The 26,722-nt window shown below is 44.0% G+C and carries 27 protein-coding genes and 1 tRNA gene; 20 read left to right on the forward strand and 8 right to left on the reverse strand.

Features of this window, described 5'->3' with window-relative positions; genetic code table 11:
• Positions 1-37 precede the first annotated feature (37 nt).
• From NO992_RS13690 to NO992_RS13700, 3 genes are all read left to right on the forward strand, one after another.
• Positions 38-619: a nucleoside deaminase gene (locus NO992_RS13690; RefSeq protein WP_371378003.1), complete on the forward strand. Its 582-nt coding sequence runs from the start codon at positions 38-40 to the stop codon at positions 617-619.
• A 100-nt stretch (positions 620-719) separates the two neighbouring features.
• Positions 720-1,469: a substrate-binding periplasmic protein gene (locus tag NO992_RS13695; protein ID WP_371378006.1), complete on the forward strand. Its 750-nt coding sequence runs from the start codon at positions 720-722 to the stop codon at positions 1,467-1,469.
• A gap of 85 nt (positions 1,470-1,554) precedes the next feature.
• On the forward strand, positions 1,555-2,148 hold the full coding sequence (locus NO992_RS13700; RefSeq protein ID WP_371378011.1) for a DUF998 domain-containing protein: 594 nt from the start codon (positions 1,555-1,557) through the stop codon (positions 2,146-2,148).
• Here the strand turns inward: NO992_RS13700 and NO992_RS13705 are convergent.
• The 5 genes from NO992_RS13705 to NO992_RS13725 all read right to left on the reverse strand — a co-directional run bounded on the left by NO992_RS13705 (position 2,138) and on the right by NO992_RS13725 (position 6,446).
• Complete coding sequence (locus tag NO992_RS13705; RefSeq protein ID WP_010377551.1) at positions 2,138-2,785, reverse strand: tRNA (adenine(22)-N(1))-methyltransferase TrmK; 648 nt, start codon at positions 2,783-2,785, stop codon at positions 2,138-2,140. The two genes, NO992_RS13700 and NO992_RS13705, sit on opposite strands and share 11 nt — an antisense overlap.
• Positions 2,786-2,800: 15 nt before the next feature.
• The gene (locus NO992_RS13710) at positions 2,801-3,832 is read right to left on the reverse strand and encodes a DUF2955 domain-containing protein (protein WP_371378014.1); all 1,032 of its coding nucleotides are present in this window, start codon (positions 3,830-3,832) and stop codon (positions 2,801-2,803) included.
• A gap of 1 nt (position 3,833) precedes the next feature.
• Positions 3,834-4,898, reverse strand: a complete 1,065-nt coding sequence (locus NO992_RS13715; protein ID WP_010377556.1) for an HlyD family secretion protein — start codon at positions 4,896-4,898, stop codon at positions 3,834-3,836.
• Positions 4,891-5,376, reverse strand: coding sequence for a MarR family transcriptional regulator (locus tag NO992_RS13720; RefSeq protein ID WP_010377559.1), 486 nt, complete (start codon positions 5,374-5,376; stop codon positions 4,891-4,893). The genes NO992_RS13715 and NO992_RS13720 overlap by 8 nt, the downstream gene beginning before the upstream one ends.
• Positions 5,377-5,468: 92 nt before the next feature.
• Complete coding sequence (locus NO992_RS13725; protein WP_371378018.1) at positions 5,469-6,446, reverse strand: TDT family transporter; 978 nt, start codon at positions 6,444-6,446, stop codon at positions 5,469-5,471.
• Positions 6,447-6,549: 103 nt separating this feature from the next.
• Between NO992_RS13725 and NO992_RS13730 the strand changes: the two genes are divergently transcribed.
• The 5 genes from NO992_RS13730 to NO992_RS13750 all read left to right on the forward strand — a co-directional run bounded on the left by NO992_RS13730 (position 6,550) and on the right by NO992_RS13750 (position 12,598).
• Entirely contained in the window at positions 6,550-7,419 is an 870-nt protein-coding gene (locus tag NO992_RS13730; protein ID WP_010377563.1) for a LysR family transcriptional regulator, read from the forward strand.
• Positions 7,420-7,529: 110 nt separating this feature from the next.
• Entirely contained in the window at positions 7,530-8,393 is an 864-nt protein-coding gene (locus NO992_RS13735) for a DUF417 family protein (RefSeq protein ID WP_371378021.1), read from the forward strand.
• A 302-nt stretch (positions 8,394-8,695) separates the two neighbouring features.
• A complete protein-coding gene (ovoA, locus tag NO992_RS13740; protein ID WP_371378024.1) occupies positions 8,696-10,801 on the forward strand; it encodes a 5-histidylcysteine sulfoxide synthase in 2,106 nt (701 codons plus the stop codon).
• Positions 10,802-10,853: 52 nt separating this feature from the next.
• Positions 10,854-11,960, forward strand: coding sequence for an aminotransferase class I/II-fold pyridoxal phosphate-dependent enzyme (locus NO992_RS13745; RefSeq protein WP_371378027.1), 1,107 nt, complete (start codon positions 10,854-10,856; stop codon positions 11,958-11,960).
• 74 nt (positions 11,961-12,034) lie between these two features.
• The gene (locus tag NO992_RS13750) at positions 12,035-12,598 is read left to right on the forward strand and encodes a YSC84-related protein (protein ID WP_010377570.1); all 564 of its coding nucleotides are present in this window, start codon (positions 12,035-12,037) and stop codon (positions 12,596-12,598) included.
• A gap of 55 nt (positions 12,599-12,653) precedes the next feature.
• Here the strand turns inward: NO992_RS13750 and NO992_RS13755 are convergent, their stop codons facing one another.
• Complete coding sequence (locus NO992_RS13755; protein WP_010377573.1) at positions 12,654-13,859, reverse strand: Bcr/CflA family multidrug efflux MFS transporter; 1,206 nt, start codon at positions 13,857-13,859, stop codon at positions 12,654-12,656.
• A gap of 230 nt (positions 13,860-14,089) precedes the next feature.
• Between NO992_RS13755 and NO992_RS13760 the strand changes: the two genes are divergently transcribed.
• Entirely contained in the window at positions 14,090-14,887 is a 798-nt protein-coding gene (locus tag NO992_RS13760) for a M48 family metallopeptidase (protein WP_371378030.1), read from the forward strand.
• Between the two features lie 27 nt (positions 14,888-14,914).
• Here the strand turns inward: NO992_RS13760 and NO992_RS13765 are convergent, their stop codons facing one another.
• Both NO992_RS13765 and NO992_RS13770 read right to left on the reverse strand, forming a co-directional pair.
• Positions 14,915-15,421 (reverse strand): M48 family metallopeptidase, encoded by a 507-nt coding sequence (locus NO992_RS13765; protein WP_371378032.1) that lies wholly within the window; start codon positions 15,419-15,421, stop codon positions 14,915-14,917.
• Complete coding sequence (locus NO992_RS13770) at positions 15,421-16,188, reverse strand: DUF72 domain-containing protein (RefSeq protein WP_371378035.1); 768 nt, start codon at positions 16,186-16,188, stop codon at positions 15,421-15,423. Before NO992_RS13770 ends, NO992_RS13765 begins: the two co-directional genes overlap by 1 nt.
• A 275-nt stretch (positions 16,189-16,463) precedes the next feature.
• Here NO992_RS13770 and aspS point away from each other — a divergent pair, with 275 nt between their 5' ends.
• The 11 genes from aspS (at position 16,464) to NO992_RS13825 (ending at position 26,718) form a co-directional block, all read left to right on the forward strand.
• Complete coding sequence (gene aspS / locus NO992_RS13775; protein WP_045989768.1) at positions 16,464-18,248, forward strand: aspartate--tRNA ligase; 1,785 nt, start codon at positions 16,464-16,466, stop codon at positions 18,246-18,248.
• A gap of 123 nt (positions 18,249-18,371) precedes the next feature.
• Entirely contained in the window at positions 18,372-18,893 is a 522-nt protein-coding gene (ruvC, locus tag NO992_RS13780; protein WP_010605128.1) for a crossover junction endodeoxyribonuclease RuvC, read from the forward strand.
• 2 nt (positions 18,894-18,895) lie between these two features.
• Complete coding sequence (gene ruvA / locus NO992_RS13785) at positions 18,896-19,513, forward strand: Holliday junction branch migration protein RuvA (protein WP_253049981.1); 618 nt, start codon at positions 18,896-18,898, stop codon at positions 19,511-19,513.
• Positions 19,514-19,515: 2 nt separating this feature from the next.
• A complete protein-coding gene (gene ruvB, locus NO992_RS13790; protein WP_010377587.1) occupies positions 19,516-20,520 on the forward strand; it encodes a Holliday junction branch migration DNA helicase RuvB in 1,005 nt (334 codons plus the stop codon).
• 1,202 nt (positions 20,521-21,722) lie between these two features.
• Complete coding sequence (gene tolQ, locus NO992_RS13795; RefSeq protein WP_010377591.1) at positions 21,723-22,427, forward strand: protein TolQ; 705 nt, start codon at positions 21,723-21,725, stop codon at positions 22,425-22,427.
• Positions 22,414-22,842, forward strand: a complete 429-nt coding sequence (gene tolR / locus NO992_RS13800; RefSeq protein ID WP_010377593.1) for a protein TolR — start codon at positions 22,414-22,416, stop codon at positions 22,840-22,842. Before tolQ ends, tolR begins: the two co-directional genes overlap by 14 nt.
• Positions 22,842-23,783, forward strand: a complete 942-nt coding sequence (gene tolA / locus NO992_RS13805) for a cell envelope integrity protein TolA (protein ID WP_010377595.1) — start codon at positions 22,842-22,844, stop codon at positions 23,781-23,783. Before tolR ends, tolA begins: the two co-directional genes overlap by 1 nt.
• Positions 23,784-23,792: 9 nt before the next feature.
• Entirely contained in the window at positions 23,793-25,151 is a 1,359-nt protein-coding gene (gene tolB, locus NO992_RS13810) for a Tol-Pal system beta propeller repeat protein TolB (protein WP_010377596.1), read from the forward strand.
• Positions 25,152-25,191: 40 nt separating this feature from the next.
• Positions 25,192-25,725 carry a peptidoglycan-associated lipoprotein Pal gene (pal, locus tag NO992_RS13815; RefSeq protein WP_017215988.1) on the forward strand — a complete coding sequence of 178 codons (534 nt, stop codon included), beginning with the start codon at positions 25,192-25,194 and terminating at the stop codon, positions 25,723-25,725.
• A 12-nt stretch (positions 25,726-25,737) separates the two neighbouring features.
• Positions 25,738-26,493 (forward strand): tol-pal system protein YbgF, encoded by a 756-nt coding sequence (ybgF, locus tag NO992_RS13820; protein ID WP_010377599.1) that lies wholly within the window; start codon positions 25,738-25,740, stop codon positions 26,491-26,493.
• 149 nt (positions 26,494-26,642) lie between these two features.
• Positions 26,643-26,718: transfer RNA gene (locus tag NO992_RS13825), tRNA-Lys, on the forward strand.
• Positions 26,719-26,722: the final 4 nt, after the last annotated feature.

Genomic DNA, 26,722 nt, shown 5'->3' on the forward strand with positions numbered 1-26,722 from the left:
TTAAGCTCGGTTCATATAATACAACAAGGAATAAAAAATGACTGTATTACTCAACGCAGAAACCCAAGTAAATAGCGACGCGCTCAATGCCATTGCACATATGCCAACCAAGAGTCTTGGCGTATTACTCGATAGCAACTTTACGCGTAAGCTTTGCGATAAAGACTTTATGCGCATTGCTGTTTTGCTGGCAAAAAAGGGTTATGAAGAGGGCGGTTGCCCAATTGGTGCGGTTATTGTTGATAACGAAACCAATCAAATTGTAGGTAAAGGACATAATACGTTAGTACAAGAGAGCCACCCATATAACCATGGTGAAACCTCGGCAATTCGAGATGCGGGACGGATTGATTTTAGTAAAACCACTTTGTATACCAGCCTAAGTCCTTGTGATGTATGCGCAACGTTACTCTATATGCGTGGCTTTCAGCGAGTCGTGGTGGGGGATATCACTAGTGCGTCAGGCAATGAGTCGTTACTTGAAAGCAAGGGCATACAGGTTGATATTTTAGAAGATGAGCAAGGTATCGTACTGTATCAACAATTTCGTGCTGAAAAGCCAGAACAAGATTTAGAAGATTGGCAAGGTCTGGCAGCGGTAAACGCAGGTCATAAGTAAATGACTGTACCCATAGCGAGGCAAAGCCATCGCTGCGGATTGAATTGCAATGCAAATACGGGCACACTGACCGAATGATTGTTTAATTTATTGAGATAAAATGATCCGGAAAATTTTATTCCTTATGGCGCTACTTGTATCAACCAAAATAATTGCTTCGCCACAAGAAACGGTGCACTTTGTAGCGGAAGATTTGCCTCCCTATCATTTTATTAATGGCCAAGGAGAAGTGGATGGTGGCCTAGTTGAGCTTGCTCAAGCGGTAGCAGATAAAGCAAGTGTTACTGCTAAAATTAGCATAATGCCGATGGCACGTGTGTTACACGAATTAGAAACAAAACCTAATGTGGTGTTGTTATCTTGGCTAAAAACACCAACTCGAGAAGTCTATTTCCGCTTTTTGGGTACTATGTGCCATACGTCCGCATCACTCATTGGTCTTAAACAATCTCAAACGCCTATAAATGATCTTGATGCTGCAAAGCGGTATCGCACCGGAACCATACGCGGTTATTATAGTGAGACCTTTCTCAAACAAGCTGGCTTTTCTGAAGGCTATGAGTTGGTGTTAGTGTCAAACTACCAAAGTCTTTGGAATTTATTGTTTAAGGGCCGGATTGATTTTGTCCTAACCAACACATTAACACTCGAGAAAGAACTAAATGCCCTTAAACTGGACCCAAAAGCAATTGAGCATAAGTTACTTCTTGAGCATTTCCCAAGTGAGTTGGCTCTGGCGGTGAATGCAGAGTTTCCCAATGAGCTTGCGAACCGCTTGCAGCACGCACTAGCGGAATTAAGTCAAAGTGGTCAGCAACAAGCTATTTTGGAGCGCTGGAAAATTCACTAAATTGAATGCAGCCGCTCGGTTTCGTATGTTTCTAAATTAGTATAAAGTGTGTAGACATAAATTTAGCGCATTAAGGATAGGCGTGATGCTGCAAGAGTTGGTGAGTTATTTTGGCATACTAGCAAGTATATGGATGCTGGTAGGGGTATATGGCGTTGCCAAGCGTTACCCAAATTATAGTCACAAAAATCAATTTTGTAGTGAGTTAGGCGCCAGTGGTAGCCCAACAGAGCGATTGTCTCCTGCAGTTAATAATTACCCCTTAGCCCTGCTATTTTGTAGTTTCGGTTTTTATATCATCTTGGTACCCGAAGGGAACTGGGCATTAGGTGTTATTGGCGGTTTGATTGTTTGTCATGGTCTAGCAACTGCTGTTGCAGGTTTCTTTCCTATGGATCGGGATCCATACACAACCTCGCCAAGTCGAGCGTGTAATATTCATTCTTTCGCAGGCATGGTAATGCTATTAAGCTTACTTATCGCCCCTTTATTGGTTTGGTTTGTAAGCCCGTTAAATTCACGATTTGCTTGGTTTTCTACCGTTTGTGTATTGATTTGTTTCGCTTTTAGCTATCAGCTTGCCAACGCTTACAAGCAAAAGCGTAATAGTGGGCTCTATCAGCGATTAAGTTATGGCACTCAGTTAGTTTGGCTGAGTGCGCTGTGTTTTATAGTGTAAGGTGTTGATAAGCCGATAAAATGGCTTGCGCTTCTGGTTTGCCTTTGGCAACACGTGCATAATGATCCAGCGTTTTCTCTAAATAGCGTTTGGAAAGCGTGCCTTGTTGCCAAATCGCTTCGCCCAACGGGGTTATGGCAGCACCAGTCTTACCTGAAGTAAGGTAGAGCACTTCGTAAATACGTCGATTTTCTTCAACCAGTGATTCATGGATCACCTTAAGTGGCAAAGATTGCAAGTTCTGCCTCAGGGTATAATGATGATGAACTGGGCAAAGCAAGAAATCGACCTCGTCACGCAAATTGCAGCAAAGGCTTGTCATCAGTTCTGCGGTTAAGTCGCCGCCAACACCTGCGATGATCACTAATTGCCTGCCAGAGTATTGTGCAAGAGGGAGCTTCGCAACGTCTTGGGTGTAAAGGCTATAGCGCGTTTCAGCTTCTGGAAAGAAGCGTGCGAGATCCTGTTTCACTTTCGCGATAAGCATTGGGACTACATCAACAAAGTGTATGTGCGCTTGGCTCGAATGTAAAAATTGTGCGCCAAGCTGGCCATGATCACAGCAGCAGTCCCAAATATGTTGATAGTCTTCAGTAACAACATCATGCAAAGTCTGTAAGCGTTTTCCAAGCTTCAAGTGGATTCCTTTTATTCAGGCGTAGGTATGGTGGCGCGTTGCACTAAAGTGGTTAAGTAGGCGATGAATAAGGTAAATTGCACAGAGACTTACCGTAATTGCAACGCTCACTGAACTGAAGCGATACAGTGCGCTATAGATTAAATCTTGATTTGGCGCGAGAGACTGACCAAATAAGATCCCAAAAGTGGTAATAATACCAAAGCCAATCCCAGGAGCACCACCACTTAGCAAGTGGTAGCGACTAAAAATGAAGACTAAGATCCATAAAATCAAAATTGGAAAAAGTAAAATTTGGCTATAGATTTGCAGTAGGATTTGCGCTGCTAATGCCAAGTTACAACCTATCAGCGTGCCAACTGCACGTTGCCAGCCCGCTGTGCCCGCTGCCTTCCAACTCAGTGGAAAGAGGATTAGTATTGATGCCGCTTGGGCGGAAACGGAATCTTGTAAATCTAGGATTTGGAATACCATAAATGAGAGAGTGGCTACGGTGGCGCACAGTAAGACTTCATGGCGAATACTTGCCGCATCTTTCGCAGGCCGTGGCGGTAATTGACGCACAGTAACATCTGGAAATAACCAATGCATTACATATGCGGTTGCGATACTAATGATAATAGCCAGAGAGTTACTGGCTATGAGTGAATATAAGCCACCACTGGTTGAAGCGTAACTAGCAAAATGAAGTTGGATTGATAGTCCCACCACACTCATTGCACCAAATAAGAAGTTAACGCCTTTGCTCATTTGCAAAAACAAGAAGGCAAATAAGGCAAAGGTGAGTAAGGACATTAACGCAGGGTGGAAGCCAAATAGCCCTTGTAGCACCAATACCGAAAAGGCACAGAGCAACCCACTTAAGATAAACTGGCGCACTATGTGTGCGTTTAACATTGGTACTAAGCCAAGTAGCAGCATGGGATATACGGTAAAAAAGATACCGTACGGCCAGTTGAGCAGTTTGCTTAGTGCAAAGCCTAACGTACTCCCAGTTGCAATACGTAGCATCTGTCTGAGGTCATTGGCGTTTAGTGCAACTTTCATATCAATAAACGTAGTGAAGTAGACTGACGAATTTAATTTGCGCTTGTGCAAGGGTTGCAAGCAAAGTGCTTTCAGGCAGAACTTGAACCGTCGCTCTTGCACCACTTGCTAGTAAAGGTAATGGCTCATCAAATGATAAATGAACGCGTTGACGCTGCGCATCTCGCACCCAGCGGTTGGAGGTCTCAACGGCAGCCAATTGGCCGTCGGCATTGAGTTGCCCATCACTGACGCCAGCAGAAAATTCATGGATCACGGCGGGATAGACTTTGCCCGGTAACGCATCAAAGCTCACTAGCGCTTGTTCGCCAAGTTTGACGTGGTAAAGCGATTTTTCTCTGAAATCTGCAGCTAAGTCAACATTGTCCGAAACCAAACTGGTTAGACTCACACCCGTTCGAGCATAGGTTCCCGTGGTGATCTGTAAGTTACTAATGATGCCATCATGGGGCGCGCGGACTTCGGTGTAGCTGAGCTGTAATTTAGCCTGCTCTACGGCATTTTGTGCTTGCATTAGTGCAATATTCTGTTCGTCGGTTGCACCACGCTTTACTTCAAGCGCATGTAGATTAGCTCTGAGTGCACTAAGCTGTGACTTAGCCGTCGCAAAGTTTGCTTGAATTTGATCTGATTCCTGCGTTGAAATTGCGTGTTGTGACAGCAAAGATTGGCTGCGTTTATAAAGTCGCTGTTGCTCATCATATTTGGCTACAGCAGCCTCTATTTGTGCTTGCTGGGCAACTACCTGTGCGTCTAATTGTTTGTTTTGTTGATTAACTTCTGCCAAAGCGAGCTCAGCCTGAGCTAATGCTAAACGATACGGCGCTTCATCGATAGTAAGTAGGAGTTGCCCTTGCTGAACTCTTTGGTTATTGCTGATATTCACTGCAAGCACTTCACCACTGACTTTAGGCGTCACTTTGGTTACTTGATGATATACACGTGCCTGAGGCGTCATTGGTATATAGAGATCAGCAAAGATAAAATAGCTAAAGCAGAGTGCAAAAAGAGCGATTGAAACCTTTACGTAGCGGGAAAATTGCTGATCTGGACTAAGTTTACTCACTGGTACTCCCATTTTCAGAAATATTGTCACAACATTGCTGAGCATTGTTCTCAAGTTTGACCAAAGCATGTGCAATAGCATTGAGCTCGTCATCGCTAAGCTCATGATATAAAAGTGCCTTCACTTCACTGATCCGCATCTTTAGCTGCGCTAACTGGGCTTGCCCGTGTTCGGTGAAGTAGATTTTACGACAGCGTTTGTCTTGCTTATCAATGCGGCGCTCAATCACGTTATTTTCTTCTAACTGTTTCATCGTGCGAGTCAGGCTCGGCATTTCGATATCTAAACTGCACGCCAATTGGTGTTGTGTACAGCCTTCACCTAAATGATGAATATGCATCATGGCGGTCCAGCGTGGCTGGGTAAAACCGAGTGGCTCTACAGCTTGGGTTACGGCTTGACGGCAAATTCTATGGACTCGGCCTAACTTGCCACAGAGACTGAGATCGAGCGTTTCATGAAATGGAAGTGACGACATAACTTAGATACATTTATTTAGCATGCTAAGTATTCTAAATTAGTTAGCATGCTAAGTAAATGCTGCATGTTTAGATTATTGCAATATTAGTTTTAACTCTCTGAATTGGCGGTGCTTATTTTTAGTAAAAATCGCACATAGTGAATACAAACGTGGCTAATTACAGCGATCGCAACAACAAGTTCAAACCAAACTAGGTACTGCAACACACTTAACCAACCTGAGCTTAAGTGTTCGCTGCCGGGCCAAGTGACGACTTTACTAATGGCGGTGACACCGATGACTAATGGAAAGGTATATGCTGCAAAAGCGGGACTAAATGGCAGTCGCAGAAGCTGAATAAAAGCAAGGTATATCGCTAGGGTCATAATAATAGCAATACTCAGTAGGGCAAACACCACGCCAGCCGCTGGCATTGGGTGGACACTTAAATATCCTGCCAAACATAGACTCGCAGGCGCTGCCATGACTGCAATTGTAGGTTGGGTTTGCTGTGGTATGGCACTGCCTCTACACAAACGGTAAATCATGAACGGTAGCAGCAGTAAGTAAAATATCACTCCCAAGTACCAAAGCCCCATAGCCAAAGGTTGCAACGCTGACATGCCGTTAAAGGTGACATCGGCAACGACAAACCCAACAGGGGGAATAAACCAACTTGGCACTAGCTGGTTAAGCTCAAAATTGCGGCTGCGAAAATACACGAAGCTGGCTAGCAAACCCAGATGAACTGCAATGGCGAGTAGCCAAACCACAGTTGCAATAAGGTGAGAATAGGCCGCGATGCTATGAGAAATCACCATGATTGTCATGGCGCTGGTTGGTAATACACTCCCAACCACTGGATGCGCGAGATCTGCTCTTAATTGAGCTGGTTGATGAATAAACTTAAGCACTAACAGCAATAAAATAAAGCCAGCCAGAAGTGCACTTAAAGGTTTTAACACAAAAAATGTGGGAAAGAGGTTACTGATACACCAGCCTAAACTAGCCAGCCCAAGAGCAAGACCAGACATAGGGGTGGGGATATTGGCTGTTAGTTTTTTACCATAAGAAAGAAGAGTAGCCATGCGTAATTTCACAACAATTGTTCGGTGAAGGGATAATACGCTTGCGCTTTGATTAAGAATATCTGAATATATTTAAATTAGTGTTCAATAATTCTTAACGCCAATGATAACCCTTAAGCAACTCAATGTATTTACGGTAATCGTGCAAGAGCGTTCGATCACGGCCGCTGCGGATAAGCTATGTTTAACTAAGGCAGCTGTTAGCATGGCACTAGCGGAGTTAGAGCGTCATCTCGAACAACCATTATTTGATCGTGTAAATAATCGATTAATGATAAATCCTGCCGGAGAGTTATTACTACCGCATGCGCATCAAGTGCTTGATAGATGTCGCTTCTTAGAGTCCTTATTTAAAGGAAGCGAGAGGCTATATGGCGAAATTAAAATTGGTGCCAGCGATACCTTAGGCAATCATTTGCTGCCTCCCATGTTAGCGGCTTTTCAGCAGCAAACAGGGCATACGCAGCAGCAGTTGTTTATAACCAATACGGCGAAGGTGTGCGCCATGCTTCGTGATTACGAATTAGACATTGGTTTTGTTGAAGGCCGAGTGATAGGCGAAGATTTAGACATCATGCCTTGGTTTGAAGATGAAATGTGTATCGTAAGTGCAATGGACTTTGCGGTAACTGACTTTCAAATGCTGATACAAAGTCAATCTCGTTGGCTGTTGCGGGAACAAGGCTCCGGCAGTCGAGAATTTTTCTTAGCGAATATTGCAGCGCAGCTTACGTCGTGGCGAACCGCGTTTGAGTTAAATTCTACCGAGGCGATTATAAATGGTGTTGCGGCAGGGCTCGGTTTAGCGTGTATCTCAAAATACTCCGCTGAACATGCCATAGCACAGCAACGAATTAAGGCGCTTTCAGGTTTAAAAGCCACACCGAGGCAGTTTTGGCTGGTGACGCGTAAAGATAAATTTCAAAGCCCAATATTAACGCGACTCATTGACTTTGCGACGCACTGGCGTTGAACTTGCCTGCTGACTCAACACAGCTTGCAATGGGCATAAACTTCACAATCGCTGAATGAACTTTCTAAAACCTCGGGTCTTATAGACAATAGCATATTAAGAGGTTAGATATGTCGTTCAGAACTATCGATTATTCTATTTCAGGCGTGTTAGCAGTGAGTTTATTACTGCTTGGCATTTCATTTTTGTTTGGCGCTGGGCCAAGTACCATTTCAGGCACCTTTAGCTTTTACGGGTTAACAGAGTGGGTGCCTGTTGCCACGCTTGGCATTGTATTTGGCTTTGCGTTAATGGTCGCTGCTGGTTTAGTCATTTTACAGCAATGTAAGATTATTCCTGCGGCGTGGCCACTTGCCTTAATTGCCATCATTAGTTTATTTACGTTGTTGACGTTGTTTGCCGAAAACCGCTGGATAGCAGCCCATGGCGGTTTTCCCGTTATTGGTTCAGGGCAAGGGATCATCAAGTATTTTGCGTTAGTACCCATCGCACTATTTCTCTACTGCCGTCATTATATCAACACGCGAGCGCTCATATGGGCGAACTATTTCCCGGTGGCATTGGTTTTAGTCTGGATCGGTGGAATGAAATTTCTTGAACTCGAAGCAAAGGCAATCGTGCCGCTAGTAGAAACTTCACCGTTTATGTCTTGGATGTATGAGTTGTTTACCGTGCAAGAAGCCTCAAACGTGATAGGCACCTATGACATTTTGATAGCAGGCTTGCTCGGCATTGGCATTTGGTTCAAACAGCGAGTCTTGATTGGTGTTGCAAGCCTTGGGTGTCTTGCGGTATTTGTTATGACACAAAGCTTTTTGTTTACCGCAGCCGGTGCGTTTAGCGACATGAGCTTGCTTGGTGGTTTGGGACAATTTGTGATTAAAGACTTGTGGTTTATCGCCAATATCATGGTGATGGTATTTTTGACATTGGAGTCCAGCTCGGCTGAGTCCATAGAGCCAGCGGTCACGTAAATTTCATTGTGATGCAGCCCTGCTGCCAAAAGAGCGTGACCTGAGTTGCGCTCTTTTTATTTTTATCACATATGCCAGATGTGCCAAGTGAAGTTTTTTCTGAAAATAGTCCTGTCGGCAGTGAAAATTAAATGTGAATAAGTTAAGGTCATAAAAAGTTGATATCAGTGGTCTAAGCTAGATTATCAAACGTATACAGCAAGATGCCATTGGTATTAAGTGGCAAAGTGAGCAAAGTTTAAAAGCTGCATGCATTGAAATGGTGTATGTATCGAAGTAGCAAGTTTAAAGAAGATAATTGTATGGAAAGACCAAATACATTAAAGCCAATCTGGCTTTCAGGTGGCGATGTAGAGAAAAAGCGCGCTGAGATCAAAGCATACTTCAACAATAGCTGGCAGCAGTACGAATCATTATTTAGCAATATCAACAATGACGACGCCTATTTTGTGAAGGCTGAGCGGTTACGGCATCCTCTCATTTTCTATTTCGGTCATACCGCTTGTTTTTACGTTAATAAGTTGATGTTAGGGAAATATATCACTCAACGCGTTAATCCACACATTGAATCTACCTGTGCAGTTGGCGTAGACGAAATGTCTTGGGACGACCTTGATAGCAATAATTACGATTGGCCAACAGTGCCAGAAGTGCGTGCTTATCGCCAACAGGTGAATGCGCTTATTAACGGGTTAATCGATGAGATGGATATTACTCTACCAATCACTCAAGAGAGCCTGACGTGGGTTGTCCTTATGGGTATTGAACACGAACGTATCCATCTAGAAACCTCTTCTGTAATAATGCGGATGCTGCCGCTGGCTGACCTGACTTTACAACCCGGTTGGGAAGCGTGTGATGAGTACGGTAATGCACCTGACAACAACCTAATCCCTGTAAGTGGTTGTGATGTTCGGCTTGGCAAACCTGAGTCAAATCAAACCTACGGTTGGGATAACGAATATGGTGTACAAGACGTCAAAGTGGCGCCATTCAAGGCCAGTAAATATGTGGTCTCAAACCAAGAGTTTTTAACCTTTGTCGAAGCTGGTGGCTACCAGCAGCCTAAGTTTTGGACGGCTGAAGGTCAAGCTTGGCTGGCTTCAACTAAATCAACCATGCCGCGCTTTTGGGTAAAAAAAGACACAGGTTTTTGGCAACGAAACTTAGCCGAGGAAATCCCATTACCTCTCAATTGGCCAGTCGAGGTTAATTACCTTGAAGCGAAGGCTTTTTGTAATTGGAAGTCTGAGCAAAGTGAGCATTTCGTGCGCTTACCAACAGAAGCTGAGTGGCAAGTACTGCGCGATAAGCTCGATGTTGACTTGCCGACATGGAGTGAAGCGCCGGGAAACATCAACCTTGAGGTATGTGCTTCAAGCTGTCCGGTTAACCGTTTTGAAACTGAAGGCTTATTCGACATCATCGGCAATGTTTGGCAATGGACGGAAAGTCCGATCGACGCATATAGCGGCTTTAAAGTGCACCCTTTATACGATGATTTCTCGACCCCCACTTTTGACGGTAAACACAATCTGATCAAAGGTGGCTCTTGGATTTCTACAGGCAACGAAGCCGTGCGAGATTCACGTTATGCCTTTAGACGCCACTTCTTCCAACATGCCGGATTCAGATACATCGAAAGTGAGAGCCCACAAGTGCCAGTACAAAAGGTCAACCTGTGTGAAATGGATGCGGACGTTGCTAATGCGCTACATAGCCACTACGGCAAGCCTGTTATGCATTTTGGCAATCCATTGCAAGGTGTTGTTTCACAGTTAATGGTGCATTATCAAGGTAATACAAACAAAGCGCTGGACTTAGGTTGCTCGGTCGGTCGTGCAAGTTTTGAATTAGCCAAACACTTTGCACAAGTAGATGGCATTGATTTTACTGCGCGCAATATTCAACATGCTTTGGCACTAAAAGAAGGCACGCCGGTACGCTTTGCTACCGAGATAGAAGGTGAAATTGTGGACTTCCACGAAGTATCTACTTCGCAATTAGGTTTTAATGAACTCAGTGAGCGTATTCATTTCTGCCAAGGGGATGGTCATAACCTTAAACCACAATTCGCAGAGTATGACTTAATCTTGTGTCACCGTGTTGTGGAATACTTATATTCACCAAAAACCTTTTTAAACCAAATTAAATCGCGCTTGAATGCAGGCGGGATCCTTGCCATAAGCTCAGCCTATCAGTGGGACAAAGCGCTAACCCAAGCACAGAACTGGTTAGGCGGTTATAAGGTCAGTGGTGAGAATGTCACGGGCCGTGATGGTTTAGAAATTTTACTGGGACGAGATTTTGAACTGTTGGCTGAAGATGAAGTAATGTCCGCCATAAGCAAAAACGCACGTAAAGTTGAACTAGAGCGATGCCAACTTACGCTATGGCGTCTTAAATAGCCGTTGATACACATGCCAGCCAAAGTGCTGGCATGATTTTTTAGGTTAAAGAATGGAATTAGTATTACCCGATCACATTAAGTTTAGTCAAAGCTTGGCTGCTCCCATCGATATCAACTTGAGTGATTCCTGTGCTCAAGGCATCACGCTTAGTGAACTTATTGAGCTTGGTGGCGGCAAAATGCCAGACATTGAACTGGGATATAATCCGATTGCGGGCAGTGAAGGGCTAAAAGCGGCGATTAAAGCTTATCATCTGTCGACGACTACATGTGTAGATCTTAATCAAATCGTGACGTTTAGCGGCGCTCAAGAAGCTATTTTCACCACGATGGCGCAAATACTAGACCAACAAGATGAGGTGGTGGTCTGTACGCCTAGTTATCCATCGCTTGCAAAACTCCCCAAACAGTTTGGCGCTATCGTCAACACGGTGCCATTGCGAGAAGAGGACAACTGGCAGTTTGATATAGAAAGACTCAAAAACGCAGTGACGACAAAAACCAAACTCATTATCGTCAACGCTCCTCATAATCCAACGGGCGCAGGCTTGACTGACAATGAAGTTGGACAAATACAACAACTGGCAGAGCAGTATGGTGCTTACATTTTAAGTGATGAAGTATCAGCACAGAGCCATGGCGATGACCGTGCCGTAAGTGGGCGCTTTTTAGCTTATCCGCGGTCGATTACGTTAGGCGTATTATCCAAAAGTATGGGCTTACCTGGCATCCGAGTAGGTTGGGCAATTTGCGGTTCGAAAGCACTAGCAGATGCGCTGCTGGCCGGTAAAAGCTACTTAAGCATTTGTGGTAGTAAAGTGGATGATCTATTGGCAACAACCGCATTACTGCATAGTGAAACTATTTTAGCGCATAATGCGAACATCATTGCAAATAACGTCCAATTGATGCGTGAATTTGTCAATTTATACTCGCAAAAAGTCGCTTGGGTTGAGCCGCATGGCGGGGTGTTGTCTTTGCTGAAGATTAATTCAGTAAGGGATTCTGAAAAGTGGTCACGTCAATTTGCAGAGACCTCGAACACGCTATTGTTACCCGCAACGTTATTTCTATTGGAGAGCGAGTGCCACTTTCGTTTAGGAACGGGTAAGCGTAGCTTTGCCGCTGGTTTGGCAAGGCTCGAAACATACCTCTAAATTAATCCAGCATTCAAACTAAGCGTCTATGATAGGTAGTGTTATTTTCAATTAATGCAGGAAAGGAAAAACCTATGGTAAACGTTAAACATTTAATGGCTGGCTTTTTGGCCGTCATGCTTAGTGCATGTGCTTCAATGGGCGATGGTGACAAGGTTGAAAAGCAACGTGCCATCCTAGATATGAAAAACGATGTACTTACTCAGCTTTACAGCAAAAAGCCGGATACGCGTTCGCAAATTGCGGCAGCGCCTGGTTATGCTGTTTTTTCTAATGCCAATATTAATCTGCTATTTGTTGCAGCTGGAACAGGTTACGGTGTCGTACACGATAAGGCGGTAGGAAGTAACACTTATATGAATATGGCTGAAGGTGGTGTAGGCCTTGGTCTAGGTGTAAAAGATTATCGTATTGTGATGGTATTCCATACTCCTGAAGCAATGAATAAGTTTGTTACTTCAGGCTGGACGTTTGGCGGAAATGCAGATGCTGCAGCGAAAGCCGCTAAAAAAGGCGCATCGGTAGAAGGGGAAGCCTATTATGGCGATGTTACAGTGTACACCTTTACTGAAAGTGGTTTGGCGCTGCAAGCAACAGTAAAAGGCACTAAATTCTGGAAAGATAAAGAACTAAATTAATCTGTTCTAATAACGATTTTAGAGAAAAGCCCCGCAAGTCGGGGCTTTTTGTGTATTACTCTTTGATTTCTGTGGCGTTGACACTTTTCTCAAAACGCCTATTTAGCAATTGGCAGACGATAGTTAGCACAATGGCAGCGAACATAAAGCTTGAGAATGGCAAAGGTGACTCAGGAACCGCGAGTGCAAGTAAAGGGCCGACCAAAGCGCCACTACCAAATCGTAGCGTGCCTATCACCGCGGTAGCGGTACCGGTTTGATGTTCAAAACTCAGTAATATCAGTGCATCAGCGTTGCTGGCAATGATCCCCAAACTCATCATCAAAGGTGCAATAGCGGAAGCTAGCACCCAAACCGAGACTGATTGGCTACTGAGTATGACTAAGATCGTGGAGCAGACGACACCAATCGCGAGACCGATATTGAGCATTCTCCTAGAACCAAGCCTTGGTACTAAACGCGTGTTGGCAAAGTTACCGAGCATCAATGCAATCACATTCATGGCGAATAACACTCCAAACAGCTGCTCCGACACGCCATAATACTCAAGATAAATAAATGAAACTGAGGTTAAAAAACAAAAGAATGCGAATGATGCCAGCATCGAAGAAAGAATATCGTAGCGGGCCTTCTTTTGTGTTAACACAATACGATAGCTTTTTAAGAAAAACGATAAGCTAAGCGGTACATCCGCTTTGGTCGGAATTGCAATACAGAAAAACTGTAATGCGATGATTACGAGTACCGCATATACCGCTAAAAACCAAAAAATGGCGTGCCAATCAAAGTATAACAAGATCAACGCACCAAGAGAGGGAGCAATTAGTGGCGCTATCATCATGATCATCGAGACATAAGACATTCCTTTAGCTGTGTGCTCTTTGTAGTAATAGCGGATCACACCAGGTACAACGACCGTTGCTGCGGCACCACAAAATGCTTGAACGACCCGTAAGAAGCAAAACATATCGATGTCATTCGTTAGCGCAAGCCCAATTGACGATGCGGTAAACCCGACCAAGCCCCAAATAGCTAACGTCTGTCTTGAGAATCTATCTGCAAGGGGGCCAAACACCATCATGCCGACAGCATAGCCTGCTAAATAGCTACTAAGAGAAACCTGCACTTGCTCAAGCGGGCTATTCAAGCTGTTTGCAATCGCAAGCATCGCGGGGAGATAGAGGTCAATGGCCAAAGGCGTTATCGCGACAATACTAGCCAGTAATGGCAAGAGTATCGCTGGGAGTGTTGATGACTTCATATGTTGGTATTGTAACCTTATTAATGTTAAGCAGAATATATACACCAATCAGAGACGCTTATATGGAGATGGAACTCGGTGCACTGGAGTAGAGCAACGAAAAGACGGCGTTCTGATCAGCAGAAGTTCATGAAAAATTTTTTATATTGTACTAAGTTAGTCTCGTTAAGTGACGAAATTGCGGTAAACTTAGAGAAACTTAAGTTATAAAATAAGAAAAGGAACAAGTTATGAAAAAACTGGTTCTCGCGATAGCCGTGGCAGCAACCCTTGCTGGCTGCAAAACATCGCCTACCGGACGCACTCAGTTAGCACTCTATTCCGAGCAACAAATGGACCAAATGGGTGTTGCAAGCTTTGAGCAAATGAAGCAAGAGCAAAAAGTCGATACTGATGCTAAAACCAATAGCTACGTTAAGTGTATTGCAAATGCCTTAATAGCACAACTCCCTGCAAACTACGCAAACCAGCAATGGGAAGTCGTGGTATTTGAAGATGATTCTGCCAATGCATTTGCGCTACCGGGCGGTAAAATCGGGGTTCATACGGGGATCCTCAAAGTTGCAGAAAACCAAGATCAACTTGCTGCGGTGATGGGTCACGAAGTAGGGCACGTTATTGCTGAACACGCTAATGAGCGCGTATCGCAAAACAGTGTGTTGCAGTTTGGCCTGCAAGCAGGTGCGGCTGTGCTTGAAATGAATAATATCGAATATCGCAATGCCATTATGCAGGGGTTAGGTCTTGGTGCGCAGTACGGCGTTGCGTTGCCATTTAGCCGCTCTCATGAAAGCGAGGCGGATGTTATCGGCTTAGATCTAATGGCAAAGGCTGGCTTTAATCCTGAAGGCTCTGTAGCGCTTTGGCAAAATATGGCGAAAATGAGCGAACAGCGTCCACCAGAATTTATGTCGACGCACCCTGCGCCTGAAAATCGAATTAAGCAATTACAAGCCAACATGACAACTGCCCAAGCAACCGCTAACAAAGCGCGTACGGGTGGTTTCGCACCAAGCTGTAAACGCTAATTTCTCAAAACACCAATCACACTTAAGTTAAGTGTAATTGGTGTTGCCTTCCGTTTCACACATCAGCATAAATAGCCGTAACTCTAGCTCAAGTTGATGATAGTGGGGCTCCATATGCTGACAAAGCTTATAAAAGGTCTTGTTATGGTCTTTCTCTTTAAAGTGCGCTAACTCGTGTACAACCAATGCTCGTAGTACCGCCTCGGGAGCGTGTTTTAACTGTGCTGCGATGTGTATTTGGTGCGACGTTTTTTGTTTTTGCCCGTGCCGTGTGGTTTTGAACGTATGTGTTCCTAACGCATTCAATACCATGTTGTTACGCTTTTCAAACTTGGCCTGCGATACCCGTGGGGTATTTTTTAAGTACTGTTGTCTTAATCCTTCCACATATTCGTAAAGTAGCTTATCGCTTTTGATTTGATGCGGCTCGGGATAGCGGCTTTTGAAAAAGGCACTGAGTCGCTTGCTCTCTATTAATTGAGTGACTTGAGTCTGGACTTGCTCTGAGTAGTTTAAAAAATAGGGATGGGACATTAAAACAGCGCCTCTTGCTTTGCTTCTTTTTCAGCGGGGAATGGATTGCTTACTTGATGATGTATCTCTAAATCAGCGATAAATTGTCTTGCTAAAAATGGCGCATCAAAATTGTCTGCGGTATGGAAAAACACATAAGGTGATTTACCTTCGCTGAGCCATTGATTGAGTTTAGTTAACCAAGGCTGATAAAAGTCTCTATTAGACTCAAGCTGAGAGCAACCAACAAATCGCAGAATAGGGCTATCTCCAGTGGCAATTGCATGCACAGGTAATCGCGGCTTCTTTTGCTGTGCATCTACTATCGCAGGAGTACTGGCAGGCTCGCTAAAGAGTGGGCGAGTATCCATCACGATGCGGTTGTAGTTATTTTCGATTAAATATTGGTTGTATCTGCGCTCAGCATCGCCTTTACGATAAAAGTCCCAATGCCGTACTTCAACACCAACAGTTAGCGCTTTGGGCAACCAAGATAAAAATTGTCGCATTTTATTTATATGTTCAGGCGCAAACTGCGCAGGTAACTGCAGCATTAACACGCCCAATTTAGGGAACAACGGTGCCATGTTTTTACACCAAGTCAATAATTCATCTTGGCAGTGGCTAAGTGCCATTTCATGACTAAAACGCTTAGGAATTTTAAACGTAAAGCGAAAGTCATCGGGCACTTGTTCTAGCCATTTTAATACGGTCTGCGGATTTGGATCGGCATAAAAAGTCGTATTGCCTTCAACGCTATTAAAAATTTGGCCATACTCTTTGAGCATATTTGTAGCACTACAATGGCTGGAAAATACTCGACCTTTCCAGTGTGTGCTACTCCATTGTGGGCAACCCAGATACAACATAGTGATCAAAACAACGATTAAATGTGTGAATAGTGTATCAGATCCTTAGATTGAGGATGACAATGCAGCGTATTTTTATATAATTGGCGGTTATTGAAAATGAGTCTTAGCGACTGGCTTACCAATACTGTGAATTCATATTGTGTGGTGAGAAGTGATTAGTCGTAAGAGCAAACTGGACTGACAGGAATTTTATGCGCTCTATATACTGCGGAAAACTAAATAAGAGCCATGTAGATCAGGAAGTTGAACTATGTGGTTGGATCAATAAACGTCGTGACCTTGGCGGCCTAATCTTTGTCGATTTAAGAGATAGAGAAGGGCTTGTGCAAGTGGTATTCGATCCTGAAGTGGAAGGCTTAATGGATAAAGCGAATACGTTGCGCCAAGAATTCTGTGTTCAGATCAAAGGTGTTGTCCGTGCGCGTCCTGAAAGCCAAGTAAACAAAGACATGGCAACCGGTGAAGTTGAGATCTTAGGCACTGGCTTAACCATTATCAACCGTTCAGAACCATTACCGCTTGACTTCAATCAGCAAAACTCTGAAGAGCGTCGTCTTAAATACCGTTATTTAGACCTACGTCGTCTAGAAATGAGCGATCGCATTAAGATGCGTGCTAAAGCGAGTAGCTTTGTGCGTCGTTTCTTGGATGAAAATGCATTCTTAGACATTGAAACGCCAGTACTAACTAAAGCAACACCTGAAGGTGCACGCGACTATCTAGTACCAAGTCGTGTTCACAAAGGCAGTTTCTATGCGCTACCGCAGTCGCCGCAGCTATTTAAGCAGCTGCTAATGATGTCTGGTTTTGACCGTTACTATCAAATCGTAAAGTGTTTCCGTGATGAAGACTTACGTGCCGATCGCCAGCCAGAGTTCACTCAGATAGATATCGAAACGTCATTTATGAGCTCTGATCAAGTTCGTGGCGTGACAGAAAAAATGATCCGCGAAATGTGGCAGTCTTTCCTAGACGTTGATTTGGGTGAGTTCCCCGTGATGCCGTACAGCGAAGCGATGAGCAAATATGGTTCGGACAAACCAGACCTACGTAACCCGCTTGAGCTTATCGACGTTGCAGACATCGTAAAAGACGTTGAATTTAAGGTACTAAGCGGCCCTGCGAACGACGAAAAAGGTCGCGTTGCAGTACTATCAGTACCAGGTGGCGCACAACTTTCACGTAAGCAAATCGATGAATACACTAAGTTTGTAGGTATTTACGGTGCGAAAGGCCTTGCCTGGATGAAAGTGAACGACCGTGATGCGGGTATCGAAGGCGTACAGTCGCCAATCGCTAAGTTCTTGAACGAAGAAGTGATCAATGCACTGCTTGAGCGCACAGGCGCAAACACAGGTGACATTATTCTGTTCGGCGCAGACAAGCGTAATACTGTAAACGAAGCGATGGGCGCGCTACGTTTGAAGATTGGTCTTGATTTAGAAATCACTGATCTAACTAAGTGGGCACCACTTTGGGTTGTTGACTTTCCGATGTTCGAAGAAGACGACGAAGGTAACCTACACGCGGTACACCACCCGTTTACTGCGCCTAAAGGCGTAAGTGCTGCAGACCTTGAAGCAAATCCAGCCGGTACACTTTCTGATGCATACGATATGGTACTTAACGGCTACGAAGTCGGTGGCGGTTCGGTTCGTATTCACAACAACGAAATGCAACAGGCGGCGTTCAGAATTCTAGGTATTGAAGAGTCTGAGCAGCAAGAGAAGTTTGGTTTCTTACTCGATGCTCTGAAGTATGGCACGCCTCCGCACGCAGGTTTGGCATTCGGTCTTGACCGTTTGGTGATGCTACTGTGTGGCACCGACAACATCCGTGACGTTATTGCGTTCCCGAAAACAACGCAAGCGTCGTGCTTGATGACGGATGCGCCAAGCCCAGCAAACCCAGATGCGCTAAAAGAGCTTGCTATCTCGATAGAAAAGCAGTTAGCAGAGCAAGGTGAAGGCGAGTAAGTTCGCCAACCTGATGTAAAAGAGGCGACTTTGGTCGCCTTTTTTGATCAGATGAACTAGCTTATAACTGGTAATCTATACAGTATTTTGGCATTATAACCAAAAAACCAAGAGACGATGCATTTGGCTGTCATTTTAGGAATTGATCCGGGGTCAAGATTTACAGGCTATGGTGTGATTGCTCACCAAGGTGCAAAGTTCCAATATTTGGGGAGCGGTTGCATTAAAGTTGGTGAGCATGACTTTCCCACTCGATTAAAAATGATCTATCAAGGGATCACGCAGCTCATAGAGCAGTTTTCGCCGAGCGACTTTGCGATTGAGCAAGTGTTCGTTGCGCATAATCCAAGTTCAGCCTTAAAACTTGGTCAGGCGCGAGGTGCGGCCATTGTTGCAGCGACCATGCAGTCAGTGGTTGTGAGTGAATATTCGGCAAGGCAAGTTAAACAAGCCGTTGCGGGTACCGGTGGTGCAGACAAAGCCCAAGTACAGGAAATGGTAAAGCGCATATTAAAATTGCCTGGCACACCCCAAGCAGATGCAGCAGATGCGTTGGCGGTGGCGATTTGTCACGCGCACTCAAGGCAAAACTTAATAAAAATGGCAGGTGCAGCGCGTAAAACCGTAAGAGGAAGGTTGAGATAACCATGATAGGAAAATTAAGCGGAACACTGTTAGAAAAGCAGCCACCAGAGATATTAATTGATGTTGCAGGTGTAGGCTATGAAGTGCAAATGCCTATGACTTGTTTTTATGAATTACCGAGCGTGGGCGAGTCGGTTTCAGTATTTACTCACTTTGTGGTACGTGAAGATGCGCAGCTACTGTTTGGTTTCAATACCAAGATCGCACGTGCATTGTTTAGAACGTTAATTAAAGCGAACGGAGTCGGTCCAAAGCTCGGACTTGCAATATTATCGGGCATGTCTGCGGAGCAATTTGTTAGCTGCGTGAATCATGGCGACGCAACGACTTTGGTTAAGATCCCAGGAGTTGGTAAGAAGACCGCTGAGCGCCTAGTGCTTGAAATGAAAGATAAGCTAAAAGACTTTGGCAATGACTTACTCACACCGTTTAGCGATGCCGCTGTACTTGCGCCGCAAGAGCATCCGACGGTAAGTGATACCCCAGCAGATGAAGCGATTGCAGCCTTAATGGCATTAGGGTATAAACAAGTTCAAGCACAAAAAGCGGTAAAAGCCGTAAACAGAGAAGGCATGACGACCGAGAGTATCATTAAAGACGCTCTTAAATCGATGATGTAACTATGATTGAAGCAGATAGATTAATTGAACCTGAGATCCAAGGTAATGAAGATTTAGTTGATAGGGCGATTAGACCTAAATTACTAAATGATTATACCGGTCAGCCACATGTCAAAAAGCAAATGGAAATTTTTATAGCAGCGGCACGTTCAAGACAGGAAGCCTTAGATCACTTGCTGATATTTGGTCCGCCGGGTTTAGGTAAAACCACGCTTGCGAACATTGTCGCAAACGAGCTTGAGGTTAATATAAAAACCACCTCGGGACCTGTGCTTGAAAAAGCGGGAGACTTGGCCGCATTGCTCACTAACCTTGAAGAAGGGGATGTGCTATTTATTGATGAGATCCATCGTTTAAGCCCTCAGGTGGAAGAAATTCTCTATCCCGCTATGGAAGACTACCAATTGGACATCATGATTGGTGAAGGCCCAGCAGCACGCTCGATTAAACTGGATTTACCGCCTTTTACTTTAGTTGGTGCAACGACACGTGCCGGCTCGTTAACCTCACCATTGAGAGACCGCTTTGGTATTGTGCAGCGCTTGGAGTTTTATTCGGTTGCAGATTTGTCTTCGATTGTGACTCGCTCAGCGTATCATTTAAATCTAGAGATCAGCGAGTCGGGCGCAACTGAAGTGGCGCGTCGAGCGCGCGGTACACCACGAATTGCAAATCGTTTACTACGCAGGGTAAGAGACTTTGCTGAAGTGAAGGGCGATGGCTCTATCACTGAAGAGATTGCGCACTTAGCGTTGGATATGGTCGATGTTGATAAATGTGGCTTTGATTATATGGACCGCAAATATCTGCTGGCAATCATAGAAAAGTTTACCGGTGGCCCGGTTGGTCTGGATAACCTTGCTGCGGCAATTGGAGAAGAAAAAGAAACCATCGAAGATGTGATAGAACCATTTTTGATCCAACAAGGCTTTATTCAACGCACGCCAAGAGGACGTATAGTCTCTGATAAAGCTTATATGCATTTTGAGCTAAGCAAGCCAGAATAATTCAAGCAGGGTAACGAACACCTTTATTCTTCATAGCCGAGTATTCACTCGGCTATTTCATTTCTACACTCGCTTATCGCAAATCACGTGTGCATAAATCCATTATTTTGTATCCGCTCAATTCAAGCAAGATTCATTACTGCTGAAGTAATTTACCTGAGCTTCGGATAATTAATGCCTTTCTAGCAGCCAGTTTCAGCGCTAACTGCGTTGAATTTACTTCCAATAGCCTGCTATTGGTGCGTAAATTCGCCTAGTTTCCCCTAAAACTTTCTGGCTAGACAAGGAGGTAAATTAAGTTTCCCCTTAACAACAAGGAGTGAGAACCTTTCTTATCCAAACCTCAGGTAAATTTATCTCGACCTGTGTGGGCTATAGGTTGCTTAAACTATTTGTAGATTGTCTCGTCCTTTAAACCAAGTGCTAAATAAAAACCGCAAAATGACCGAGTGTTAAAGAAAACGTGGATCGTAATAAGGAGCTTGCACCAAATTTCAGGCAAAAAAAAGCCCGCAAATAATGCGGGCAAAACAACAAGTTGAAGGAAGTAATCCAGGGAACAAGATGAGTTACTTTGGGTTTTATCCACAAAATGCGTCATCTAAGCAATACGAAAAATCAGAATCCTATTGCAAGTAACTGTGCTTTGCTGAAACTTCAGCTGCTCGCTCAGTACAAGGTGTATATTAAAGAGGTTTTGGTTTTTCATCAAACTAGAAAAATTCTTTTTTCAAATAAAAAAAACTAATACCAGAATTTTCTTTGAGGTTAAAAAGTGAGCTTAAATGTGGTGATGTATTTATGTAAGTTTATGTAAAATATGGCTTTGTATGTTAAATACACAAAATGTAAATATTAGATAATCTGTTGTTAATTGGTAAGACCAATTTGTTTTTTGAGGTTTTATTCTCTATTTGTGCATAAAACTCCTATTTTATGCAGTTTTGGGTCATATTTAGAGGCTGTGATGGAGATTGTCGAATTTGCTTAAGTTTGGGTAAAGCAAAGGGAGTTACACTGTTTTGCTCTATTTATCGTCAAATACAATGAATTCGCAGTATTGAGATTGTAAGGTATTTGTAGTGTGGTTAAACTAGCTGAACCTTTTGGTAGTAAATCTAGTCTATCTCTAGATATTGCTCGGTAGAGCGAAAGAATATAAATGGCTACCATTGCCGAAACACTTTTGGGAGTATAATAACGTGGAATCGGGACTAAATTTTGTCGATCTAATTTTAAAAGCCAGTTTTTTGGTACAACTTGTTATGTTGACCCTGGTGGGATTGTCTATTGCTTCTTGGGCAATTATCTTTCAACGTAAAACAGTCATTTCTCAAGCCCAAAGCCAATCAAAGAATTTCGAGCAAAAATTTTGGTCCGGTATGGATCTTAGCAAACTCTATAATGAAATAGCTGCAAGGACTGGTAGTGCGTCAGGACTAGAAGCGCTATTTGTATCCGGCTTTAAAGAGTTTGCAAAGCATAAAAAAGGCAATATCCAATCTCCTTCAATTGTTGTTGAAGGTACTCACCGTTCAATGCGTGTCGCGCTTTCTCGTGAAATTGAAAAGTTAGAATCAAGCCTTTCTTTTTTAGCAACAGTTGGCTCTATCAGTCCTTATATCGGTCTATTTGGTACCGTTTGGGGGATCATGAATGCTTTCATCGCGCTTGGCGAAGTGAAACAAGCAACACTGCAAATGGTTGCACCAGGTATTGCTGAGGCTTTGATTGCAACAGCCATGGGTCTGTTTGCGGCAATTCCAGCGGTTATGGCGTATAACCGATTTGCCAAAAATGTAGAAAAGCTAGAAACTCAGTACATTAACTTTATGGAAGAGTTCGCTAATATTCTTTATCGTCAGGCTGCAACACAAGTAGAGGCGAAACAAAATGTATCAGCGTAAGAGACGTCGTCCCGTCGCGGAGATCAACGTCGTTCCTTATATTGATGTTATGTTGGTGCTGTTAATCATCTTTATGGCAACGGCTCCACTTATCCAGCACGGCGTAAAAGTAGACTTACCTCAGATGGAAGAGTCTGAATTGGTTGAAACCAAAGACTCGCCACCGATTATTGCCACCATTGACGCTGAAGGTCGCTATTTTGTGACTGTTGGTACGGATCCTGAAGCACCAATGGATGCAGTAGAAGTAGCTGCGGTAATTAAACTTAAGTTAGAACAAAATCCAGATACCCCTGTAATGATTAAAGGTTCAGGCAGAGTGTCGTATCAAGAAGTACTTTATTTAATGGATTTCTTGAAAAAAGCGGGTGTTCCTTCTGTTGGCCTAATGACTAAATCATTTGAGGATGAGTAATGAGTTCATTATCTAGCAGCGTAGTTAAGTCAGTATTGCTTCATGGCGCAATTGGCGGTCTGCTATTTGCTACGGCAAATTTTCAAGTTGATACACCTACTGTGATGGAAGTCACCTTAAATCCACAGCAAAAAGACCAAAAGCCTGAAAGGGCCGTTTCTGCGGTGTCGGTTGATCAGCAAGCGGTTGAGAAAAAGATTGCGGATTTAAAAAAGCGTGAAGAAGAAAAGCAAGCTGCTGAAGATCGCCGTATTCGCGATCTTGAACAGCGTGCGCAGCAAGCTAGAAAAGACCGTGAAGCCGAAGCGCGGCGCATTAAAAAGCTGGAGCAAGAGCGTCAAGCTAAGTTGGAAGAGACTCGCCAAGCTGAGGCGCAAGCCAAACGCGCTCGTGAAATAGAGAAAAAGCAACGTGAGCAGGCTGATAAAGCGAGAGCTGAAAAAGCCGCTGCGGAAGAAGCGGCTAAAAAAGCTGCGGCCCAGCGCCAAGCTGAGGAAGATCGCTTAAGAAAGGCCGAAGAGGCGAGGAAACGTCGCGAAGCTGAGGAAAAACGAAAAGCGGAAGAAGCGGAGCGTCAACGCCAAAAGGCACTTGAAGAACAAATGCTTCGTGACCAGCTTGCTAAGGAGCAGGCAGCAAGAGCGAAGATCCGTCAACAGCAAGTATTGAGCGAAGTGGATAAGTTTAAAGCACTTATCATGCAACGCATTCAAGCAAACTTGCTTATCGATGAAACAATGAAAGGTAAACAATGCCGAGTAAACATTCGTCTAGCCTTTAACGGCCTTGTGACGCATGTAGAGTCATTGGGCGGCGATAAACTAGTTTGTGAAGCTGCTATCCGTGCTGTGAAAATGGCTGATACTTTACCTGTTTCTAAAGATAAAGACGTGTTTGAGCAGCTTAAGAATATCAATTTAACAATTAAACCAAATTTTTAAAGGACGAACATGCTAAAGAAGTTCACAACCTTATTGCTGGTTTTTACTCTGGGTGTATCACAGTTTGCGCAAGCCGCACTTGAAATTGTGATAACAGAAGGGGTAGACAGTGCCAGACCTATCGCAATTGTACCATTTAAATATAATGGCACTGGTGAAATGCCGTCGAGTTTAAGTGACGTTATTTCTGCAGACTTGATGCGCAGTGGTAAATTTAAGCCTGTTGCCGAGGCTGACATGCCTCAATTGCCAACAACTGACTCGGAAATCGACTACGCTGCATGGGTTGATGCCGGGGTTGAAGCGGTAGTTGTAGGCACCGTGACCCAGCAATCTGCTGGGCGTTACTTGGTAAAGTATGAACTGATTGACGTGATCAGAGCACAGCTTACCGGTGGTGAAACTCGCATTATGTCAAATGGTCGCTTAATGCAAAGCGATGACCATGTGCTTGAAGGACGGCAAAGTATTGTCAGCGGTACTGGCTTTAGAAACTATGCGCACCAAATCAGTGATGTAGTATATGAAGCCTTAACAGGTGAAAGAGGCGCATTTAGAACTAAGATTGCCTACGTTATCGTACGTGACGGCCAAGATAAACCATACCAATTGGTTGTTGCCGATTATGACGGTTACAACGAGCAGGTGTTATTGCGCTCCAAAGAGCCGTTAATGTCTCCTGCATGGTCGCCGGATGCAAACAAGCTTGCGTACGTGACTTTTGAAAATCGCCAATCGCAAATCTACATTCAAGACATTTACACCGGAAAACGCGAACTGATCACGAGTCACCCAGGTATTAATGGCGCGCCACAGTTTTCTCCTGATGGAACTAAATTACTTGCAGTACTCTCTAAGGATGCAGGTGGAGCGACAGAAGTATACCTAATTGACCTGAAAACTCGTCAAGAAACGCGCTTAACTCGTCATCGTAGTATAGATACTGAGCCTTCTTGGCATCCAAACGGTCAAGAAATTGTGTATACATCTGAAAGGGGTGGTAATGCTCAGATTTATAAGTTAAATTTAAAAACTGGTAGGTCTAAGCGAGTTACGTTCGACGGCGACATGAACTTAGCAGGTTCGATCACGCCAGATGGTAAACGTCTGATTATGGTTAACCGTACGCTGGGCCGTTACCACATTGCGAAAAAAGAATTAGATTCCGGGCTGTTTCAAGTGCTAACTCGTACGAGACTAGATGAGTCTCCGAGTATTGCACCAAATGGTTCGATGATAATATACAGCACCTTGCACAATAATAAGCAGGTATTGGCATTGGTGTCTATGGATGGTCGTTTCAAGGCAAGGTTACCTGTCTTGGACGGTCAAGTTAAGGCACCAGCCTGGTCGCCGTTTTTACAGTAATTTTGCTGGTTAGATTTATAAAGATATAGGAATATACTCGATGCAACTTAACAAAACTCTAAAAGCCTTAATGGTCGCGTTGCCAGTGATGACACTTGCAGCATGTAGCTCATCTTCAAGTGTTGATGAGGGCGCGGCTAGCGAAAGCAACCAAGCGGCAACCACACAGGACAACACTGTTGACGTAAACACTATGTCTCGCGAGAAATCTGCTGAAGAAAAACTACGTGAGAAATATGAAGCCCTACGTCAAGAACAGATCGTTTACTTCGATTTCGATAAATCTACTATTCAGAGCAAATATGCTGAACTACTTCAAGCGCACGCTGATTTCCTAGTGAAAAACCCAAGCGTGAAAGTACTTGTTGAAGGTCACGCTGATGAGCGTGGTACGCCAGAGTACAACATCGCACTAGGTGAAAGCCGTGGTAAATCAGTTGCTAAATACCTTCAAAGCCTTGGTGTTTCTGACAGCCAAATCTCTGTAGTGAGCTATGGTGAAGAAAAACCAATGATTAAGTCACGTACAGAAGAAGCGTTCGCTAAGAACCGTCGCGCGGTATTAGTGTACTAAGAAAGAGTTATTATGAAGCCGAATACTATTTTGGCAGCATTCTTACTCATGAGCGGGAGCGCCCAAGTTTGGGCTGCTCCCGCTCCTGTTTCAGAAGCTGCAAATTCAAATCAAACACTAGAAGAACGTGTCTCTCAACTTGAGAGTATGATGAGAACCCGCAATTTGCTGCAGGCTGAGTTACAGCAACAGCTTAATCTTTTGCAAGAAGAAGTAAGCCAAGTGCGCGGTGTGACAGAAGAGCAGAGTTATAAGCTTGAAAAAGTGCTACAACGTCAACGTGAGTTGTATCAAGAGATTGAAAATCGCGTCAGTCAAGCTTATGACCAGTCACAATCCACCGCAGCCGCGGTAACGCCTGATGTTACGCCAGAGCAAGCATTCAGCAGTAATCTGTCTGAGAATGAAGCGTACGACCGTACAGTAAACATGATAATGAAGGATAAGCGCTACGATGCAGCAATCCCTGAGTTTCAAAGTTTCTTGCAGCAGTATCCAAATTCGGTGTATGTGCCGAACGCGCATTACTGGTTGGGTCAGCTATTCTTAATAAAGTCTGACGATGGTAAAGCTAAGTCTCATTTTGCAACCGTTGTTGATAATTTCCCTGAATCGAATAAACGTCCAGAAGCGATGTTAAAGCTGGGTACTATTTTACATAAACAGGGACAAGCCGCAGAAGCGAAGACGCTCCTTAATAAATTGATTAAAGAGTATCCAAGTACGACTCCTGCAAAATTGGCAACAGAGCGTTTAGCGAAGATGTAATTATCACTTTTTGAGCTGAGTGCCTTAAAATTAGGCGCTTAGTCATAAAAAGTGAAAAAAACTAGCTATTTCAGTTGCACTCAAAATTTAAATAAGTATTATAAGCGCCCGCAGCAGGCGATTGGTAACAAAAAACTGCTGCGTTAAGTGGGTCATTAGCTCAGTTGGTAGAGCAGTGGACTTTTAATCCATTGGTCGATGGTTCGAGTCCATCATGACCCACCACTTT

This window comes from Pseudoalteromonas sp. DY56-GL79 (assembly GCF_041414765.1).
Lineage (GTDB): Bacteria > Pseudomonadota > Gammaproteobacteria > Enterobacterales > Alteromonadaceae > Pseudoalteromonas > Pseudoalteromonas piscicida.

Coding starts and splice junctions, on each gene's coding strand:
- NO992_RS13690 (WP_371378003.1), top strand. CDS start 38: ATGACTGTATTACTCAACGCAGAAACCCAAGTAAATAGCGACGCGCTC.
- NO992_RS13695 (WP_371378006.1), top strand. CDS start 720: ATGATCCGGAAAATTTTATTCCTTATGGCGCTACTTGTATCAACCAAA.
- NO992_RS13700 (WP_371378011.1), top strand. CDS start 1,555: ATGCTGCAAGAGTTGGTGAGTTATTTTGGCATACTAGCAAGTATATGG.
- NO992_RS13710 (WP_371378014.1), bottom strand. CDS start 3,832: ATGAAAGTTGCACTAAACGCCAATGACCTCAGACAGATGCTACGTATT.
- NO992_RS13720 (WP_010377559.1), bottom strand. CDS start 5,376: ATGTCGTCACTTCCATTTCATGAAACGCTCGATCTCAGTCTCTGTGGC.
- NO992_RS13725 (WP_371378018.1), bottom strand. CDS start 6,446: ATGGCTACTCTTCTTTCTTATGGTAAAAAACTAACAGCCAATATCCCC.
- NO992_RS13730 (WP_010377563.1), top strand. CDS start 6,550: ATGATAACCCTTAAGCAACTCAATGTATTTACGGTAATCGTGCAAGAG.
- NO992_RS13735 (WP_371378021.1), top strand. CDS start 7,530: ATGTCGTTCAGAACTATCGATTATTCTATTTCAGGCGTGTTAGCAGTG.
- ovoA (WP_371378024.1), top strand. CDS start 8,696: ATGGAAAGACCAAATACATTAAAGCCAATCTGGCTTTCAGGTGGCGAT.
- NO992_RS13745 (WP_371378027.1), top strand. CDS start 10,854: ATGGAATTAGTATTACCCGATCACATTAAGTTTAGTCAAAGCTTGGCT.
- NO992_RS13750 (WP_010377570.1), top strand. CDS start 12,035: ATGGTAAACGTTAAACATTTAATGGCTGGCTTTTTGGCCGTCATGCTT.
- NO992_RS13755 (WP_010377573.1), bottom strand. CDS start 13,859: ATGAAGTCATCAACACTCCCAGCGATACTCTTGCCATTACTGGCTAGT.
- NO992_RS13760 (WP_371378030.1), top strand. CDS start 14,090: ATGAAAAAACTGGTTCTCGCGATAGCCGTGGCAGCAACCCTTGCTGGC.
- NO992_RS13765 (WP_371378032.1), bottom strand. CDS start 15,421: ATGTCCCATCCCTATTTTTTAAACTACTCAGAGCAAGTCCAGACTCAA.
- NO992_RS13770 (WP_371378035.1), bottom strand. CDS start 16,188: ATGCTCAAAGAGTATGGCCAAATTTTTAATAGCGTTGAAGGCAATACG.
- aspS (WP_045989768.1), top strand. CDS start 16,464: ATGCGCTCTATATACTGCGGAAAACTAAATAAGAGCCATGTAGATCAG.
- ruvA (WP_253049981.1), top strand. CDS start 18,896: ATGATAGGAAAATTAAGCGGAACACTGTTAGAAAAGCAGCCACCAGAG.
- ruvB (WP_010377587.1), top strand. CDS start 19,516: ATGATTGAAGCAGATAGATTAATTGAACCTGAGATCCAAGGTAATGAA.
- tolR (WP_010377593.1), top strand. CDS start 22,414: ATGTATCAGCGTAAGAGACGTCGTCCCGTCGCGGAGATCAACGTCGTT.
- tolA (WP_010377595.1), top strand. CDS start 22,842: ATGAGTTCATTATCTAGCAGCGTAGTTAAGTCAGTATTGCTTCATGGC.
- tolB (WP_010377596.1), top strand. CDS start 23,793: ATGCTAAAGAAGTTCACAACCTTATTGCTGGTTTTTACTCTGGGTGTA.
- pal (WP_017215988.1), top strand. CDS start 25,192: ATGCAACTTAACAAAACTCTAAAAGCCTTAATGGTCGCGTTGCCAGTG.
- ybgF (WP_010377599.1), top strand. CDS start 25,738: ATGAAGCCGAATACTATTTTGGCAGCATTCTTACTCATGAGCGGGAGC.